We start from the raw sequence: 16,116 nt of genomic DNA, 5'->3' as shown, positions 1-16,116 counted from the left end.
GGTCAGACCTCGGTGACCCGGCCGTCGTCGACGGCGAAGCGGCGGGTCGTGGCCACCGCGTCGAGCATGCGGCGGTCGTGGGTGACCAGCAGCAGCGTGCCCGGGTAGTCGGCCAGCGCGGACTCCAGCTGCTCGATGGCCGGCAGGTCGAGGTGGTTGGTCGGCTCGTCGAGCACCAGCACGTTGACCCCGCGGGCCTGCAGCAGCGCCAGCGCGGCGCGGGTGCGCTCCCCCGGCGAGAGGGTCGCCGCCGGGCGCAGCACGTGCTCGGCGGTGAGGCCGAACTTCGCCAGCAGCGTGCGGACCTCCGCCGTCGGCCAGTCGGGCACCTCGGCGCCGAAGGCCTCCAGCAGCCGCCGCTCGCCGACGAACAGCCCGCGCGCCTGGTCGACCTCGCCCAGCCGCACCGCCGGCCCGAGCGAGGCGCTGCCGGCGTCGAGCGGCACCCGGCCCAGCAGCGCGCCGAGCAGCGTCGTCTTGCCCGAGCCGTTGGGGCCGGTGATCGCCACCCGGTCGCCCCAGTCGACCTGCAGGCTCACCGGCCCGAGGGTGAAGTCCCCGCGGCGGACGACGGCGTCGCGCAGCGTGGCGACGACCGCCCCGGCGCGCGGCGCGGCGGCGATGGTCATCCGCAGCTCCCACTCCTTGCGGGGCTCCTCGACCACCTCCAGCCGCTCGATGCGCCGCTCGGTCTGCTTGGCCTTGGCGCCCTGCTTCTCCGCCGTCGCCCGGTTGTGCGCCTTGATGAACTTGTCCGGGTCCCGCTGCTTCTTCACCGCGTCCCGCACGCCCTTGGCCAGCCAGTTGCGCTGCATGCGGGCCCGGGCCTCGAGGTCGGCCTTCGTCTCGGCGTACTCCTCGTACTCCTCGCGCGCGTGCCGGCGGGCCACCTCGCGCTCGGCGAGGTAGCTCTCGTAGCCGCCGTCGTGCACCCGCACCAGCTGCTGGGCGAGGTCGAGCTCGACGACGCGGGTGACGGTGCGGGCGAGGAACTCCCGGTCGTGGCTGACGACGACGATCCCGGCGCGGTTGCCGGTGACGAACCGCTCGAGCCGGTCGAGGCCGGCCAGGTCGAGGTCGTTGGTCGGCTCGTCGAGCAGCAGCAGGTCGTAGCGGGACAGCAGCAGCGCCGCCAGCCCGACCCGGGCGGCCTGCCCGCCGGACAGGCCCGGCATCGGGGCGTCGGGCGCCACGCCGGGCGCCACGTCGGCCAGGACCGCCTCGAGGCGCTCGTCGAGGTCGGCGCCTCCGAGGGACAGCCAGCGCTCCAGCGCCTCCGCGTAGGCCTCCTCGGCGCCGGGCCGCCCCTCGGTCAGTTCCGCGGTGGCGGCGTCGAGGGCGGCCTGGGCGGCGGTGACGCCGGTGCGGCGGCCCAGCGCGGCGGCGACCGTCTCGCCCTCCCGGCGGTCGCGCTCCTGCGGCAGGTGCCCGACCGTCGCCGTCGGCGGGCTGAGCGCGATCCCGCCGGACTCGGCGGGCAGCTCACCGGCCAGGGTGCGCAGCAGCGTGGACTTGCCGGCGCCGTTGACGCCGACCAGCCCGACGACGTCACCGGGGGCGACGACGAGGTCGAGGTCGGAGAAGAGGACGCGGGCGCCGTGGCCGGCGGCCAGGCCGCGCGCGACGAGGGTGGCGCTCATGGAGGTGCTCCCGGGGTGGACGGCGGGTCGGGGGACGACGTCGGTTCCGGGGGTCACAGCACGGGCCCACGGTAGCGCGGGACGCTCAGCGGTCGCGCACGATTTCGTGGGAGGGCCCCTCGTCGGCCTCCCCCGCCACCCGCCGGCTCACCCGCCACGGCTGCACCGACTCGTAGCCGCGCACCGCCACCGGCTCCATCGGCCGCACCCGGTACTGGGGCAGGTCGCGCACGTGCCCGGCGAGCACCCGGTCGACCAGCACCGCTCCGGCGGGGGCGATCGACGTCAGCCGGCTGGCCAGGTTCACCACCGGCGAGTAGACGTCGCCGAGGCGGGTGAGGACCGTGCCGTAGGCGGCGCCCACCCGCAGCGGCGGGTGGTCCTCGGCGTCCCACACGGCGGGCAGGATCAGCCCGATCTCGACGGCGTCGACGGCGGACGCGGCGGTGAACAGGACGCCGTCGCCGACGGTCTTGACCACCCGGCCACGGGAGCGGGCGATCACCTCGGTCGCCGTCGCCTCGAAGGCCTCCACCATCGCGCCGAGCTCGCGGCCGCCCATGCCCCGCGAGCGCGAGGTGTAGCCGACCAGGTCGGCGAAGCCCACGGCCATCTCCCGCCGGTCCCCGGCCGCCCCCGTGGACAGCGCGCGGTCGAGGTTGGCCGCCAGGTGCCGGCGCCACACGTAGTCCTGCGTGCGGCTCAGCAGCGGCAGCAGCGCCTCGGCGGCGGCCACGGCGTCGACGGGCGTCCCCGGGCCCTGCTCGCGCGCCCGCCGGACGAGCGCCCCGGCGAGCAGGTCGGTCTGCCAGTCGGCCAGCCGGGACAGCGCCTGGCCGGTCACCCGGGCGATGGACGCCTCGCTGTCGGGGTCGATGAAGCCGGCGTCGATCAGCTCGGAGACGGTGGCCAGCGCGCCGACGTCGGACAGGGTGAAGGCGCGGTCGTCGTCGGCGACGTCGGGGAAGCCCAGCGCCCGCCACAGCCGCTGGGTGCGCTCCGGGGGCATGCCGGCCGCCGCGGCGACCTCCAGCCGGGTCAGCCGGCGCGGGCCGCCGAGCAGCAGCCGCTCCAGCGCCTCCCGGACCTCCGGACCGGGCGGGACCGACTCCGGACCGGGTGCGACGGGGTCCACCGGCGACCCGTCCCGGCTCAGCCCGTCGTCCGGTCGACGACGACCGCGACGAGCCGACGGGCACCCACGGCGGGCACTGTAGTGACCGGGCCGGAGCCGGTGTGCCCGCGGTCACGGCCGCGCGGGCGAACGCGGGGTGTCCGGCGGGGAACGGGCCGGTGACGTGCGGCACGCCGCGCCCCGCAGGCTCGGTCGGCGGCCGCCGGTGCGCTTGGATGGTGCGGCACGGGGGTGCGGACGGCGGCACGGCGGAACGAGGAGGACCGATGCCCAGCGGCACCACCGCAGGACCCCGACCGGTGCGGATCGAGGTGTCCGGCCTGACCAAGACCTTCGGCACCGTGCGCGCGGTCTCCGACCTCGGCTTCACCGTCGAGCCGGGATCGGTCACCGGCTTCCTCGGGCCCAACGGCGCGGGCAAGACGACGACGCTGCGGATGGTCCTCGGCCTCATCACCCCCGACACCGGCACCGCCACCTTCGACGGGGTCCCCTACGCGGCGCTGCGCGAGCCGGTGCGCACGGTGGGCGCGGTGCTCGAGACCGCCTTCCACCCCGCCCGCTCCGGCCGCGACCACCTGCGGGTGTACTGCCGCGCCGCGGGGATCCCCGTCGCGCGCGCCGACGAGGTCCTCGAGCGGGTCGGCCTCGCGACGGCGGGGCGGCGCCGGGCCGGCGGCTACTCCCTCGGCATGCGGCAGCGGCTGGCGCTGGCGACCGCGCTGCTCGGCAACCCGCCGGTGCTGGTCCTCGACGAGCCGGCCAACGGCCTGGACCCCGAGGGGATCCTCTGGCTGCGCGGCTTCCTGCGGCACCTCGCCCACGACGAGGGCCGCACCGTCCTCGTGTCGAGCCACCTGCTCGCCGAGATGGAGCAGACCGCCGACCGCGTCGTCATCGTCGGCGCCGGCCGCCTGGTCCGGCAGGGCTCGATCGCCGAGCTGCGGTCCGGCGCCGCGGGCGCCGGCAGCGTCCTCGTGCGCAGCCCCGAGGCCGACCGGCTGGTCGCCGTGCTCGCCACCGCGGGCCTGGCCGCCACCCGCGGCGAGGACGGCCTGGTCACCGTGGAGGGCGCCACCCCGGCCGTCGTCGGCGCCCGCGCGTTCGCCGCGCAGGTGGAGCTGCACGAGCTGCGCGCCGAGAGCACCGGCCTCGAGGACCTCTACTTCCGGCTCACCGCCGGCCAGGAGCAGTTCGCGGCCGGCTCCCCCGCCGGGCCCGCGCAGTACACGACCCAGGGAGCGGCCCGATGACCGCGCTCGTCCGCGCCGAGTGGACCAAGCTGCTGACCACCCGCGTCTGGATCGGCCTGGTCCTCGGCGCCTGCGTGATGGCCGGCGGCTTCGCCGCGCTGTTCACCGGCCTGGCCGGCGCCGAGCAGAACGGCGGCCAGCCGGGGCTCCCCGCGGTGGGCACACCGCAGTACGAGGAGATCGTCTTCTCCGTCGCGGCCAACGCCAGCGTCTTCCTGCTCATCCTCGGGATCATCGGGATGACCCAGGAGTACCGGCACCGCACCGCCACCCCGACCTTCCTGACCACGCCCCGCCGCGGCCGCGTCGTCGCCGCGAAGCTGCTGGCCTACGCCGCCGCGGCGGTGCCGGTGGCGCTGCTGGTGCTCGCCGTCGACGTCGTCGTCGTGCTGCTCTACGCCGGCGCGCGCGGGGCGGCGCCGTCGCTGGACGGCGACAACCTGCGCACCCTCGGCGCCGCCGGGCTGGTGCTGGTCGTGTTCGCCGTGATCGGCGTCGGCATCGGCGCGCTGCTGCGCAACCAGGTCGGCGCCATCGTCGGCTCGCTGGTCTACCTCTACGTCGTCGAGCCGATCATCTCCTCGATCGGCGCGATCCAGGGCGCCTACAAGTGGCTGCCCGGCGGCGCGGTGCAGGCCATCACGTCGGACTTCCAGGCACCGGAGCTGCTGGCCCCGTGGCAGGGCGTCGTGCTGCTGCTCGGGTACGGCCTGGTCGCGGCGCTGCTGGGCAGCCTGCTGGCCGTCCGCCGCGACGTCGTCTGACCGCACCCGCACTCCCACCGCACCCGAGGACGAGGGACCCCCGCATGACCACCCGCATGACCGTGCCGCGCCTCGCCCGCCTCGTGCAGGCCGGGGAGCTCGAGGACGTGCGCGGCGCCGTCGCCGACGCGCCGCGGCTGCTCGCCGGCACGCTGGAGCACGCCGGCGAGAGCGGCTGGACGCCGCTGCACCTGGCCGTGGCGGCCGGCCGCGAGGACGTCGTCCGGGAGCTGGTCGCGGCCGGTGCCGACCTCGGGGCGCGCACCGAGTCCGGCCGCACGCCGCTGCACGTCGCCGTCGAGCACTCCCCCGGGCTGGTGCCCGTGCTGGGTGCGCTCGGCGCCCCGGTCGACGCCGCCGCCGCGGCGTACCTCGACGACGTCGACCGCCTCACCGGCGAGCTCGACGGCGGCGCGGCGTTCACCGACTCCGCCACCGGGCTGGACCTGCTCACCGTCGCCGCGGCCGGCGGCGCGGCCGCGACGCTGCGGCTGCTGCTCGACCGCGGCGCCGACCCCGACCGCGGCGCGCTCGCCGCGGCCGCGGCCGCCCGCCGGCCCGACCTGGTCCGCGCGCTGCTGGCCGCCGGGGCCCGGGCCGACCGGCGCGACCCCGACACCGGCCGGACGCCGCTGCACGAGGCCGTGGCCGCCGGGCCGGGCGGCGACGCGCCCGAGGTCGTGCGGCTGCTGCTCGCCGCCGGGGCCGACGTCGAGGCGACCACCTCCGACGGCGCCAGCGCCCTCGACATCGGCCGGGTCGCCGCGGCCCGCCACCGCCGCGACGACGCAGGTCAGGCCGGTGCCCGCGACGCCCTCGTCGACCTGCTCGTGGCCGCCGGCGCGCGCAGCTGAGCGCAGGCCGCGACGGCCGGTGAGAGGCCCGGCGCGGCGGGCGGACCGCGGGTCGGGCACCGGGGACCGGGCGTAGAGTCAGGCCCCGGTCCAGAGACGTCCACCGACGACGAAGAAGGCACTCGACCCCGTGTCACGCGACAACTCATCCCGGCCGTCCTCCACCGGCACCTCCTCGGCGGTGGCGGGCTTCGGCACCAACGAGTGGCTGGTCGAGGAGATGTACCAGCAGTACCTCGCCGACCCGTCCAGCGTGGACCAGGCCTGGCACGAGTTCTTCGCCGACTACCGGCCGGGCAGCCCGGTCGCCGCCAGCGACGACCGCGAGCAGGCCCCCGCCCCGGTGGCCGCCTTCGCGCCCGAGCCGCCGGCCTCCGCCGCCGAGCCGAGCGGGTCGGCCAACGGCCGGCCGGCCGCCGCCACCCCGCCGCCCGCGCCCTCCCCCGCACCCGAGGCCACGCCGGAGCCCGCCCCGGAGCCCGCCCCGGAGCCCTCGGCCACGCGGTCGACCCCCGTGCCCGAGCGCACCGAGGCCACCGTCGTCGACCGCGCCGCCGACCGCGCCGAGCAGAAGGCCAAGGCCGCCCCGGCGCCGGCCGCGCCGCAGCCGGCGAAGGCCGCCCCCGCCGACGGGCCGAAGCGGACGCCGCTGCGCGGCGCCGCCGCCAGCGTCGTCAAGAACATGAACGCCTCGCTCACCGTCCCGACGGCGACGAGCGTGCGCGCGGTGCCGGCCAAGCTGCTGGCCGACAACCGCATCGTCATCAACAACCACCTCAAGCGCTCGCGCGGCGGCAAGGTCTCCTTCACCCACCTGATCGGCTACGCGCTGGTCAGGGCGCTGGACGACTTCCCGAACATGAACGCCGCCTTCGCCGAGGTCGACGGCAAGCCGACCCTCGTGCAGCCCGAGCACGTCAACTTCGGCCTGGCCATCGACCTGCCCAAGGCCGACGGCTCGCGCTCCCTCGTCGTCGCCTCGATCAAGGGCGCCGAGGAGATGGACTTCGCCCAGTTCTGGGGCGCCTACGAGGACGTCATCCGCCGCGCCCGCGCCGGCAAGCTGACCCTCGAGGACTTCTCCGGCACCACGATCAGCCTGACCAACCCGGGCACGATCGGCACCGTCCACTCGGTGCCGCGGCTGACCGCCGGCCAGGGCGCGATCATCGGCGTCGGCGCGATGGAGTACCCGGCCGAGTTCCAGGGGATGAGCCCCGAGGCGCTCACCGAGCTCGGCGTCTCCAAGATCATCACGCTGACCTCGACCTACGACCACCGGATCATCCAGGGCGCCGAGTCCGGCGACTTCCTGCGCCGGCTGCACCAGCTGCTGCTCGGCGAGGACGGCTTCTACGACGACGTCTTCCGGTCGCTGCGCATCCCGTACGAGCCGGTGCGCTGGATGCCCGACGTGCGGGTCAGCCGCGAGGGGCAGATCGACAAGGAAGCCCGGGTCATCGAGGTCATCGAGTCCTACCGGCGCAACGGCCACCTCATGGCCGACACCGACCCGCTCGAGTTCAAGGTCCGCAGCCACCCCGACCTCGACATCCTGCAGCACGGCCTGACCCTGTGGGACCTCGACCGCACCTTCCCCGTCGGCGGCTTCGCCGGCGAGAAGGTGATGCCGCTGCGCGACATCCTCGGCGTGCTGCGCAACTCCTACTGCCGCACCGTCGGCGTGGAGTACATGCACATCACCGACCCCGAGGAGCGCGAGTGGCTCCAGCAGCGCATCGAGGTCAAGCACGAGCAGCCCGACCGGGACAAGCAGAAGCACATCCTCGGCCGGCTCAACGCCGCTGAGGCCTTCGAGACCTTCCTGCAGACCAAGTACGTCGGGCAGAAGCGGTTCAGCCTCGAGGGCGGCGAGTCGGTCATCCCGCTGCTCGACGAGGTGCTCATCGCCGGCACCGACCACGGCCTCGACGAGGTCGCGATCGGCATGGCCCACCGCGGCCGGCTCAACGTGCTGGCCAACGTGCTCGGCAAGAGCTACGCCAAGATCTTCGGCGAGTTCGAGGGCAACATCGACCCCGGCACCGTCCAGGGCTCCGGCGACGTCAAGTACCACCTCGGCGCCGAGGGCACCTTCGACAACCCGTTCCGCGAGGACGCGCAGATCGCCGTCTCGCTGGCCAGCAACCCCTCGCACCTGGAGACCGTCAACCCGGTCCTCGAGGGCATCACGCGGGCCAAGCAGGACATGATCGACAAGGGCGAGCAGGGCTTCACCGTGCTGCCGGTCCTGCTGCACGGCGACGCCGCCTTCGCCGGCCAGGGCGTGGTGCAGGAGACGCTGAACCTCTCGCAGCTGCGCGGCTACCGCACCGGCGGCACGGTGCACGTCGTCATCAACAACCAGGTCGGCTTCACCACCAGCCCGGCGGCGTCGCGCTCGAGCCTCTACTCCACCGACGTCGCGCGGATGGTCAACGCGCCGGTCTTCCACGTCAACGGCGACGACCCCGAGGCCTGCGTGCGGATGGCGCGGCTGGCCGTGGAGTACCGGCAGGCGTTCCGCAAGGACGTCGTCATCGACCTCGTCTGCTACCGCCGCCGCGGGCACAACGAGGGCGACGACCCGTCGATGACCCAGCCGCTGATGTACGAGATCATCGACCGCAAGCGCTCGGTCCGGAAGCTCTACACCGAGGCGCTCATCGGCCGCGGCGACATCACCCTCGGCGAGGCCGAGGAGGCCCTGAAGGACTACCGCGACCAGCTGGAGCGGGCCTTCGCCGAGACCCACGACGCGAGCGAGACGCCCAAGCCGCAGCCGGTCATGGACCAGCCCGCGCAGCAGGCGACCGCGGTGGCCACCGCCATCACCCCCGAGGTGATGAAGGCGATCGGCGACGCGCACGTGTCCCTGCCCGCCGACTTCACCGTGCACCCCAAGCTGCAGCGGCTGCTGGAGCGGCGCGCGGCGATGGTGAGCGAGGGCGGCATCGACTGGGCGATGGGCGAGCTGCTCGCCTTCGGGTCGCTGCTGGTGCAGGGCATCCCGGTGCGGCTGGCCGGCCAGGACTCCCGCCGCGGCACCTTCGTGCAGCGGCACGCGGTGCTCATCGACCGGCAGACCGCCGGGGAGTACACCCCGCTGGCGCACCTCGCCGAGGACCAGGCGAAGTTCTTCGTCTACGACTCGCTGCTGTCGGAGTACGCCGCGCTCGGCTTCGAGTACGGCTACTCGGTGGCCAACCCGAGGGCGCTGGTGCTGTGGGAGGCGCAGTTCGGCGACTTCGTCGACGGCGCCCAGATGCTCATCGACGAGTACATCAGCTCCGGCGAGGCCAAGTGGGGGCAGCGCTCCGGCGTCGTCCTGCTGCTGCCGCACGGCCTGGAGGGGCAGGGCCCCGACCACTCCAGCGGTCGCATCGAGCGGTTCCTGCAGCTGTCGGCGGAGAACAACATGACCGTCGCCAACTGCTCGACGCCGGGCAACTACTTCCACCTGCTGCGCCGCCAGGCGCTCTCCGACGTGCACCGGCCGCTGGTCGTGTTCACGCCGAAGTCGCTGCTGCGGGCCAAGGCGGCGGTCAGCCCGGTCGCCGACTTCACCGACGAGGGCTTCCGCCCGGTGCTCGGCGACCCGGGCGTGGGCGGCGAGCCGCTCGACGACGCCGCGGTGCGCCGGGTGCTGCTGTGCAGCGGCAAGGTCGCCTACGACCTCATGGCCCAGCGCGAGGCCGAGGGCCGCGCCGACACCGCGGTGCTGCGCGTCGAGCAGCTCTACCCGCTGCCCGGCGAGCAGATCCGGCAGGCCGTCGACCGCTACCCGAACGCCCAGGACCTCGTCTGGGTGCAGGAGGAGCCGGCGAACATGGGCGCCTGGTCGTTCATGGCGCTCAACCTGCCCGAGCACCTCGGCGGCCGGACGCTGCGCCGGGTCAGCCGCCGCGCCTCGGCCAGCCCCGCCGTCGGCTCGGCCAAGGTGCACGAGGTCGAGCAGAAGGAGCTCATCGCCCAGGCCTTCGCCGGCTGACCGTGTACTTCACCGACCGCGGCCTGGAGGAGCTCGCCGACCGGCGGGGCGGGGAGCAGGTGACCCTCGCCTGGCTGGCCGACCAGCTGCAGGCCTTCGTCGACCAGCACCCCGACTTCGAGGTGCCGATCGAGCGGCTGGCCACCTGGCTGGCGCGGGGCGGCACCGACGACGTCGACGACGAGGACTGACCCGCCGCCCCCCCGCGATGATCAGGTGACCTGATCGTGCGGCGTCCTCCCCCACGTCCCACCGTGAGGGGGGACGCGCTGCGGTGCGGGAGGACGCCCGGTGATCCGGCCTCCCTGCAGGGTCCCGCCGCGAGCCTGCGAGCGGTGGGGGGCAGGGAGGTCCTCCCTCTGATCGTCGGGTCGGTGCGCCTCCGTCACCGGCGGCCCACCAGGCGGGACGCTGCGCACGTGCTCGGTCACTCCCACGCGCTCTCCGGCCTGGCCGCCGGTGCCGCGACCCTCCCCTGGGCCCCGGTCGACGGCACCGTCGCGCAGGTGGCGTGGGTCGCCGCCGCCGGTGGGTTCGCGATGCTGCCCGACCTCGACCACAGCGGGTCGACGGTCTCGGACATGTGGGGCCCGGTCACCGACGTGCCGTCGGGCGCGATCGGCCGGCTGGCCGGCGGGCACCGCTGGGGCACCCACGACGCGCTGCTGGCGCCGGTGGCCTTCGGTGCGGTGGCGCTGGCCGCGGCCAACCTGTACTGGTCGAGCCTGGTGGTCATGGCGCTGGCGATCGGGCTGGCGCTGCGCGCGCTGCACTTCGTCATCCCCGGCCGCGCGGAGAACACCGTCGTCGGCAACCTGGTGCTGTCCTTCGGCGGCGCCTGGCTGCTGCTGGAGAACATGCCGCAGCCGACGTGGCTGCCCTGGGCGGTGGCGCTCGGTGTGCTGACCCACGTCGTCGGCGACCTGATCACCAAGCAGGGCGTGCCGGTGCCCCTGCTGTGGCTGCTCAAGCGCAAGCGGGTCGCGCTCACCCCGATGCGCACCGGCACGACGCTGGAGAAGTCGGTGCTCGCGCCGGCGTTCCTGCTCGTCGCGGTGTGGTTCCTCTACGACAACACCGCCGCGCGGGGCGTCGTCGAGCCCTACCTGCAGGGGTTGCTCAGCCTGGGCGGCTGAGACAGCACCGAGACCCCGGCAGCACCCCGGCGCGCCATGCTGGGCGGGTGTCCCGCACCGCCGCCGTGCTGCTGGCTCTGCTGTGCGCCGGCTGCGCCGGGGAGGCCGGCACCCCGGACGCCTTCACCGGGCGCGACCGGCTGCCCGCGTGCCCCGTCCAGGACCTCGGCCAGGGCGAGCCGATCGCGCCGGACGCCCTCGCCTGCCTGGACGCCGGCCGGACCGTGGACGGCGCCGAGCTGGCGGTCACCCGGCCCACGACGGAGGGCGACCCGGTGACGACGTGGTACCGCGCCCGCCCCGGCGTGCCCGGCCTGGAGGTGTTCGTCGACGGCACCCGCGACCGGTTCGGCACCGGCGAGTGGGTGCGGCTGGACTGCCCGGCCGCCACCGGCCCCGACGACGGCCTGGGCGGCTGCGCCGAGACCGTCCTGGGGTGACGGCGGGTCGGCCGGTGCGGGTGGGCGTGGTCGCGTGCCCTCCCCCGTCGGTGGACCCGCCGGGCGCTCCCCGGCCGCCGGGGGCCGGCGGCGGCTACGGTCCCCCGCTGTGACCGCCGTCCCGCCGCGCCTGGACCGGGGCACGCACGTCGGCTACGCGGTGGGCTCCATCGCCACCGCCGCCTTCGGCACCGTCCCCGGCCTGCTGCTGCTCTACTACCTGACCGACGTCCTCGGGGTGGCCGCCGGGCTGGCCGGCCTGGTCGTGTTCGCGCCCAAGGCCTGGGACGTGCTGCTCAACCCGTGGATCGGCAGCCGCTCGGACCGCACGACCGGGCGCTGGGGGCCGCGCCGGCCGTGGATGCTCGCCGGCGGCCTGGCGCTGCCGCCGCTGTTCGTCCTCGTCTTCGCCGGCCCGGGCGGCCCGCCGGCGCTGGCTGCCACCTGGGTGGCGGTCGCCTTCCTGCTCGCCGCCACGGCCTACGGCTGCTTCCAGGTGCCCTACGTCGCCCAGCCGGCGGAGATCACCGACGATCCCGGCGAGCGGGCCACGTTGGTGTCCTGGCGGGTGGCCGCGCTGGCGCTGGGCATCCTGATCGCCGGGGCGGGCGCCCCGGCGGTGGTCGACGCCTTCGGCGGTGGCCGCGGCGGGTACCTGGCGATGGGCGTCTTCGTGGCGGTGCTGCTCGCGGGCGGGATGCTCGGTGCGGTCGCCGGCACCCGCCGCGCGCCCACGCTCACCCGCACCACCAGCGAGGGCCGGCTCGGCGCGACGCTGGTCGTCGCCTGGCGGACCCGGCCGTTCCGGGTGCTGCTCACCGGCTTCGTCGTCCAGGCGCTCGGGATCGGCGTGATGCTCGCCGGCGTCCCCTACTACTCCGAGCACGTGCTCGGCGATCCCGCCGCCGGGTCGCTGCTGTTCGCCGCGCTCGTCGGCCCGGCGATCCTCGTCGTGCCGCTGTGGCTGCGGGTCAGCAGGCGGCTGGGCAAGCGCACCGGGCTGCTGGCGTCCTCGACGGTGTTCGTCTGGGCCGCGGCCGGGCTGGCGTTCGTCGGCACCGGCGGCACCGGGTTCGCCGTCGCGCTCGTGGTGCTCGTCGGGGTGGGCTACGCCGGCATGCAGATGTTCCCGCTGGCGATGCTCCCCGACGTCGTCGCCGCCGACGAGGCCGCCTCCGGACGGCGGCGGGCCGGCGTCTTCACCGGCGTGTGGACGGCGGCCGAGACCCTCGGCCTCGCCGTCGGCCCCGGCCTGCTCGGGCTGCTGCTGGCCGCGGCGGGCTACGTCTCCTCCACCGGTGGCGACGCCGTCCAGTCCGGCGGCGCGGTGCTCGCCGTGCGGCTCGGCTTCTCCGTCGTCCCCGCGCTGTTCGTGCTGGCCAGCCTGCCGGTGCTGGCCCGCTACCGGCTCGACCCCGTCCCCGCCCGTCCCGAGGAGGTCCCGGCGTGACGCCGCAGGAGGTGCTGGCCGAGCTCACCGCGCTGCAGGCCGGCGACGTGCCCACCCACGGGGGCTCGACGATGGCCTACGTCTACGACTCCGGGCTGGCCGGCCTGGAGGACCTCGCCGCCGCCGCGCAGGCGGCGTTCCAGTGGACGAACGCGCTGGACCCGACCGCCTTCCCCAGCGTCGCCCGCATCGAGGACGACCTCGTGGGCGCGGCGGCGGACCTGCTCGGCGGCGGGCCGGCGACGGTCGGCACGGTCACCAGCGGCGGCACCGAGAGCTGCCTGCTGGCGGTGCTGGCCGCCCGGGAGCGGTGGCGCGCGCGGGGCGGGTCGGGCCGTCCCCGGCTCCTGCTGCCGGTCACCGCGCACGCCGCGTTTCGCAAGGCCGCGCACCTGTTCGACCTCGACGTCGTCGACGTCGCCGTCGACCCGGTCACCTGCCGCGCGCTGCCCTCCGCGGTGGCCGCGGAGCTCGACGCCCGTGCCGCGCTGGTCGTGGTCAGCGCACCGTCCTACCCGCACGGGGTGCTCGACCCGGTCGGCGAGGTGGCCGCGCCGGCCGCCGCCGCGGGCGTGCCCTGCCACGTCGACGCGTGCATCGGCGGCTGGGTGCTGCCCTTCCTCGACGACGTGCCCGAGCCCTTCGACCTGTCGGTGCCGGGTGTGACCTCGCTGTCGGTGGACCTGCACAAGTACGGCTACGCGCCCAAGGGCGTCTCGGTGCTGCTCACCGCCGAGCCGGAGCTGCGCCAGGGGCACTGGTTCAGCACCGCCGGCTGGCCCGGTTACCCGGTGGTCAACCCGACGCTGGCCGGCACCCGCCCGGCCGGGCCGATGGCCGCCGCCTGGGCGGTGCACCGGTGGCTGGGCCGGGACGGCTACGCCGAGCTCGCGCGGGCCACCCGGGCGGCCACGGTCGCCCTCGCCGAGGGCGCCGCGGCGATCCCCGGCCTGCGGGTGGTCGGGTCGCCGGTGGCCACCCTGGTGGCGTTGGCGCAGGACGGCCCGGGCGGCGTCGACGTGCTCAACCTCGCCGACGAGACCACCGCCCGCGGCTGGCTGCTGCAGCCCCAGCCGCCGTTCGGACAGCCCGGCGGCGCCGACCTGCCGGCCACGCTGCACCTGACGGTCACCGGCGCCACGGCCGGCCGGGTCGACGCGCTGCTCGCCGACCTCGCCGACGCCGCCCGCGCGGCCGCGGCGCTGCCCCGCCCGGTGGCCGACCCCGCCCTGGTCGCCGCCGCGGCCACGATCGACCCCGCGGCGCTGACCGTCGCGGAGGTCGACGCGCTGCTGGAGCTCGCCGGCGTCGGCGGCGGGCGGCTGCCCGAGCGGATGGCGCCGGTGCACGCCCTGGTGGCCGCACTCCCCCGCCCGGTGGCCGAGCGGCTGCTGGCCGGCGTCCTCGACCTGGTCTACCGGCCGCGCCGGGCGGCGCCTACGCGGTGACGCCATGCTCGCGGGCGCAGGCGGCCACGGCCTCGGCGACCGCGGTGGCCACCCGCCGGTCCAGCGGGCTCGGCACCACGTGGCCGGGCGCGAGGTCGTCGCCGACGACCCCGGCGATCGCCCCGGCCGCGGCCAGCTTCATCTCCTCGGTGATGGCCGTGGCGCCGGCGTCGATGGCGCCGCGGAAGACCCCGGGGAAGGCCAGCACGTTGTTGATCTGGTTGGGCAGGTCGCTGCGCCCGGTGGCGACGACGGCGGCGTACCGCGCGGCCATCTCCGGGTCGACCTCCGGCGTCGGGTTGGCCAGGGAGAACACGATGCAGCCCGGCGCCATCGACGCGATCGCCGCCTCGGGCACCGTGCCGCCGGACAGGCCCAGGTAGACGTCGGCGCCGGCCAGCGCGGCGGTCATCGTGCCCGCGTGGCCGCCGGTGTTGGTGTGCTCGGCGAGCCACCGCTTGACCGGCGGGAGGTCCTCGCGGCCGGTGTGCAGCACGCCGCGGGAGTCCGCGACGGCGATGTCGCCCACCCCGGCCTCGAGCAGGATCTTCGTGCAGGCGACGCCCGCGGCCCCGGCGCCGGCGACGACCACCCGCAGGTCGCCGAGCCCGCGGCCGGTCACCGCGGCGGCGTTGCGCAGCGCGGCCAGGACGACGATCGCCGTCCCGTGCTGGTCGTCGTGCATGACCGGGATGTCCAGCCGCTCGCGCAGCCGCTCCTCGACCTCGAAGCAGCGGGGTGCGCTGATGTCCTCGAGGTTGATCCCCCCGAAGGACGGCGCGATGGCCGCCACGGTCTCGACGATGGTGTCGACGTCGGTGGTCGAGAGCACCACCGGCACCGCCGAGAGCCCGGCGAACTCGCTGAACAGGCAGGCCTTGCCCTCCATCACCGGCAGCGCCGCGGCCGGGCCGATGTCGCCCAGGCCGAGGACGGCGGTGCCGTCGGAGACGACGGCCACCACGCGCGGCGCCCAGGTGAAGCGGCGGGCGAGCGCGGGTTCGGCGGCGATGGCGCTGGACACGCGCGCGACACCCGGGGTGTAGGTCAGCGCGAGGTCGTCGCGGGTCTCGATCGGCCGCGTCGGGCGTACCGCGAGCTTGCCGCCCTCGTGCACCGCGAACGCCGGGTCGGCGGCGAAGCGGTCGGCGGTCGGTCCCGGGGTGCCCGTCCCTGCGCCCATGGGCCCAGCAGGGTAGTGCCGGACCCCGGGTCGCCGCTCACCCCACCCCGTGGGGCGAGGTCGGGGCCCGGGTCGCTCGCTACCGTGCCGCCCGTGGAGATCCGAGAGCTCGCCGTGCCGGACAGCTACGTGCTCGACCTGGTGCCGCACGGCGACGACCGGGGCCGCTTCACCGAGTGGTACCGCGCCGACGTGCTCGCCTCGGCCACCGGGCGGTCGCTGCCGCTGGCGCAGGCCAACCACAGCGTCTCCGCGCGCGGCGTGCTCCGCGGCGTCCACTTCGCGCTCGTGCCCCCCGGCCAGGCCAAGTACGTCTACTGCCCGGCCGGCCGGGTCCTCGACGTCGTCGTCGACGTGCGGGTCGGGTCGCCGACCTTCGGCGTCTCCGACGCGGTGCTGCTGGAGTCCGACCGGCCGCGCGCGGTCTTCCTCGCCGAGGGCCTCGGGCACGCCTTCGTGGCGCTGGAGGACGGGTCGTCGGTGACCTACCTCGTCTCCTCCGGGTACTCCCCCGGCCGCGAGTTCGGCGTCTCCCCCCTCGACCCCGACCTGGACCTGCCGTGGCCGGCCGACCTGGAGTACCGGCTGTCGGACAAGGACCGGGCCGCGCCCACGCTGGCGCAGGCGCGGGAGCAGGGCCTGCTGCCGACGATGGAGCAGTGCGCCGCCCACTACGCCCGGCAGCGCCAGGGCGCCTAGGGCCTGTCTGAGCGATCTCGGCGGGTGAGGTCACACAGCCAGATGCGGATGGCCGCGACGGTGACGGTGCCGGCGAAGACGTAGCCGCGTTTGTCGGTGCGCATGGCCACGGCGCGGTGGTCC

Annotated in this window: 13 protein-coding genes; 10 read left to right on the top strand and 3 right to left on the bottom strand. The window is 75.9% G+C overall.

Going from position 1 to position 16,116, the window contains the following annotated elements:
* Positions 1-2: 2 nt before the first annotated feature.
* Both ACI8AD_RS12940 and ACI8AD_RS12935 read right to left on the bottom strand, forming a co-directional pair.
* The gene (locus ACI8AD_RS12940) at positions 3-1,640 is read right to left on the bottom strand and encodes an ABC-F family ATP-binding cassette domain-containing protein (RefSeq protein WP_456870936.1); all 1,638 of its coding nucleotides are present in this window, start codon (positions 1,638-1,640) and stop codon (positions 3-5) included.
* An 85-nt stretch (positions 1,641-1,725) separates the two neighbouring features.
* On the bottom strand, positions 1,726-2,775 hold the full coding sequence (locus ACI8AD_RS12935; protein WP_456870935.1) for an adenylate/guanylate cyclase domain-containing protein: 1,050 nt from the start codon (positions 2,773-2,775) through the stop codon (positions 1,726-1,728).
* Positions 2,776-3,041: 266 nt separating this feature from the next.
* Here ACI8AD_RS12935 and ACI8AD_RS12930 point away from each other — a divergent pair, with 266 nt between their 5' ends.
* The 9 genes from ACI8AD_RS12930 (at position 3,042) to ACI8AD_RS12890 (ending at position 14,111) form a co-directional block, all read left to right on the top strand.
* Positions 3,042-4,028, top strand: a complete 987-nt coding sequence (locus ACI8AD_RS12930; RefSeq protein ID WP_456870934.1) for an ABC transporter ATP-binding protein — start codon at positions 3,042-3,044, stop codon at positions 4,026-4,028.
* A complete protein-coding gene (locus ACI8AD_RS12925) occupies positions 4,025-4,792 on the top strand; it encodes an ABC transporter permease (protein WP_456870933.1) in 768 nt (255 codons plus the stop codon). Before ACI8AD_RS12930 ends, ACI8AD_RS12925 begins: the two co-directional genes overlap by 4 nt.
* 44 nt (positions 4,793-4,836) lie before the next feature.
* The gene (locus tag ACI8AD_RS12920; RefSeq protein ID WP_456870932.1) at positions 4,837-5,646 is read left to right on the top strand and encodes an ankyrin repeat domain-containing protein; all 810 of its coding nucleotides are present in this window, start codon (positions 4,837-4,839) and stop codon (positions 5,644-5,646) included.
* A gap of 130 nt (positions 5,647-5,776) precedes the next feature.
* Positions 5,777-9,637: a multifunctional oxoglutarate decarboxylase/oxoglutarate dehydrogenase thiamine pyrophosphate-binding subunit/dihydrolipoyllysine-residue succinyltransferase subunit gene (locus ACI8AD_RS12915; protein ID WP_456870931.1), complete on the top strand. Its 3,861-nt coding sequence runs from the start codon at positions 5,777-5,779 to the stop codon at positions 9,635-9,637.
* A gap of 2 nt (positions 9,638-9,639) precedes the next feature.
* Positions 9,640-9,828 (top strand): DUF6104 family protein, encoded by a 189-nt coding sequence (locus ACI8AD_RS12910; protein WP_163475359.1) that lies wholly within the window; start codon positions 9,640-9,642, stop codon positions 9,826-9,828.
* 228 nt (positions 9,829-10,056) lie between these two features.
* Positions 10,057-10,773: a metal-dependent hydrolase gene (locus ACI8AD_RS12905; RefSeq protein ID WP_456870930.1), complete on the top strand. Its 717-nt coding sequence runs from the start codon at positions 10,057-10,059 to the stop codon at positions 10,771-10,773.
* A gap of 47 nt (positions 10,774-10,820) precedes the next feature.
* Positions 10,821-11,213 carry a hypothetical protein gene (locus ACI8AD_RS12900; protein ID WP_456870929.1) on the top strand — a complete coding sequence of 131 codons (393 nt, stop codon included), beginning with the start codon at positions 10,821-10,823 and terminating at the stop codon, positions 11,211-11,213.
* Positions 11,214-11,322: 109 nt separating this feature from the next.
* Positions 11,323-12,663: an MFS transporter gene (locus tag ACI8AD_RS12895; protein WP_456870928.1), complete on the top strand. Its 1,341-nt coding sequence runs from the start codon at positions 11,323-11,325 to the stop codon at positions 12,661-12,663.
* Positions 12,660-14,111, top strand: coding sequence for a pyridoxal phosphate-dependent decarboxylase family protein (locus ACI8AD_RS12890; RefSeq protein WP_456870927.1), 1,452 nt, complete (start codon positions 12,660-12,662; stop codon positions 14,109-14,111). Before ACI8AD_RS12895 ends, ACI8AD_RS12890 begins: the two co-directional genes overlap by 4 nt.
* On the opposite strand, the gene ACI8AD_RS12885 is transcribed toward ACI8AD_RS12890, so the two are convergent.
* Entirely contained in the window at positions 14,101-15,294 is a 1,194-nt protein-coding gene (locus ACI8AD_RS12885; RefSeq protein ID WP_456870926.1) for an NAD(P)-dependent malic enzyme, read from the bottom strand. The two genes, ACI8AD_RS12890 and ACI8AD_RS12885, sit on opposite strands and share 11 nt — an antisense overlap.
* 93 nt (positions 15,295-15,387) lie before the next feature.
* Here ACI8AD_RS12885 and ACI8AD_RS12880 point away from each other — a divergent pair, with 93 nt between their 5' ends.
* Positions 15,388-15,993, top strand: coding sequence for a dTDP-4-dehydrorhamnose 3,5-epimerase family protein (locus tag ACI8AD_RS12880; protein WP_456870925.1), 606 nt, complete (start codon positions 15,388-15,390; stop codon positions 15,991-15,993).
* Positions 15,994-16,116: the final 123 nt, after the last annotated feature.

The sequence above is a fragment of the Geodermatophilus sp. SYSU D00766 genome (genome assembly GCF_054049915.1).
This window is presented reverse-complemented; position numbering and strand designations above follow the sequence as displayed.

Bases quoted from the DNA above. Each gene is read 5' to 3' on its own strand.
- ACI8AD_RS12940 (WP_456870936.1), bottom strand. From the start codon at position 1,640: ATGAGCGCCACCCTCGTCGCGCGCGGCCTGGCCGCCGGCCACGGCGCC.
- ACI8AD_RS12930 (WP_456870934.1), top strand. From the start codon at position 3,042: ATGCCCAGCGGCACCACCGCAGGACCCCGACCGGTGCGGATCGAGGTG.
- ACI8AD_RS12925 (WP_456870933.1), top strand. From the start codon at position 4,025: ATGACCGCGCTCGTCCGCGCCGAGTGGACCAAGCTGCTGACCACCCGC.
- ACI8AD_RS12920 (WP_456870932.1), top strand. From the start codon at position 4,837: ATGACCACCCGCATGACCGTGCCGCGCCTCGCCCGCCTCGTGCAGGCC.
- ACI8AD_RS12885 (WP_456870926.1), bottom strand. From the start codon at position 15,294: ATGGGCGCAGGGACGGGCACCCCGGGACCGACCGCCGACCGCTTCGCC.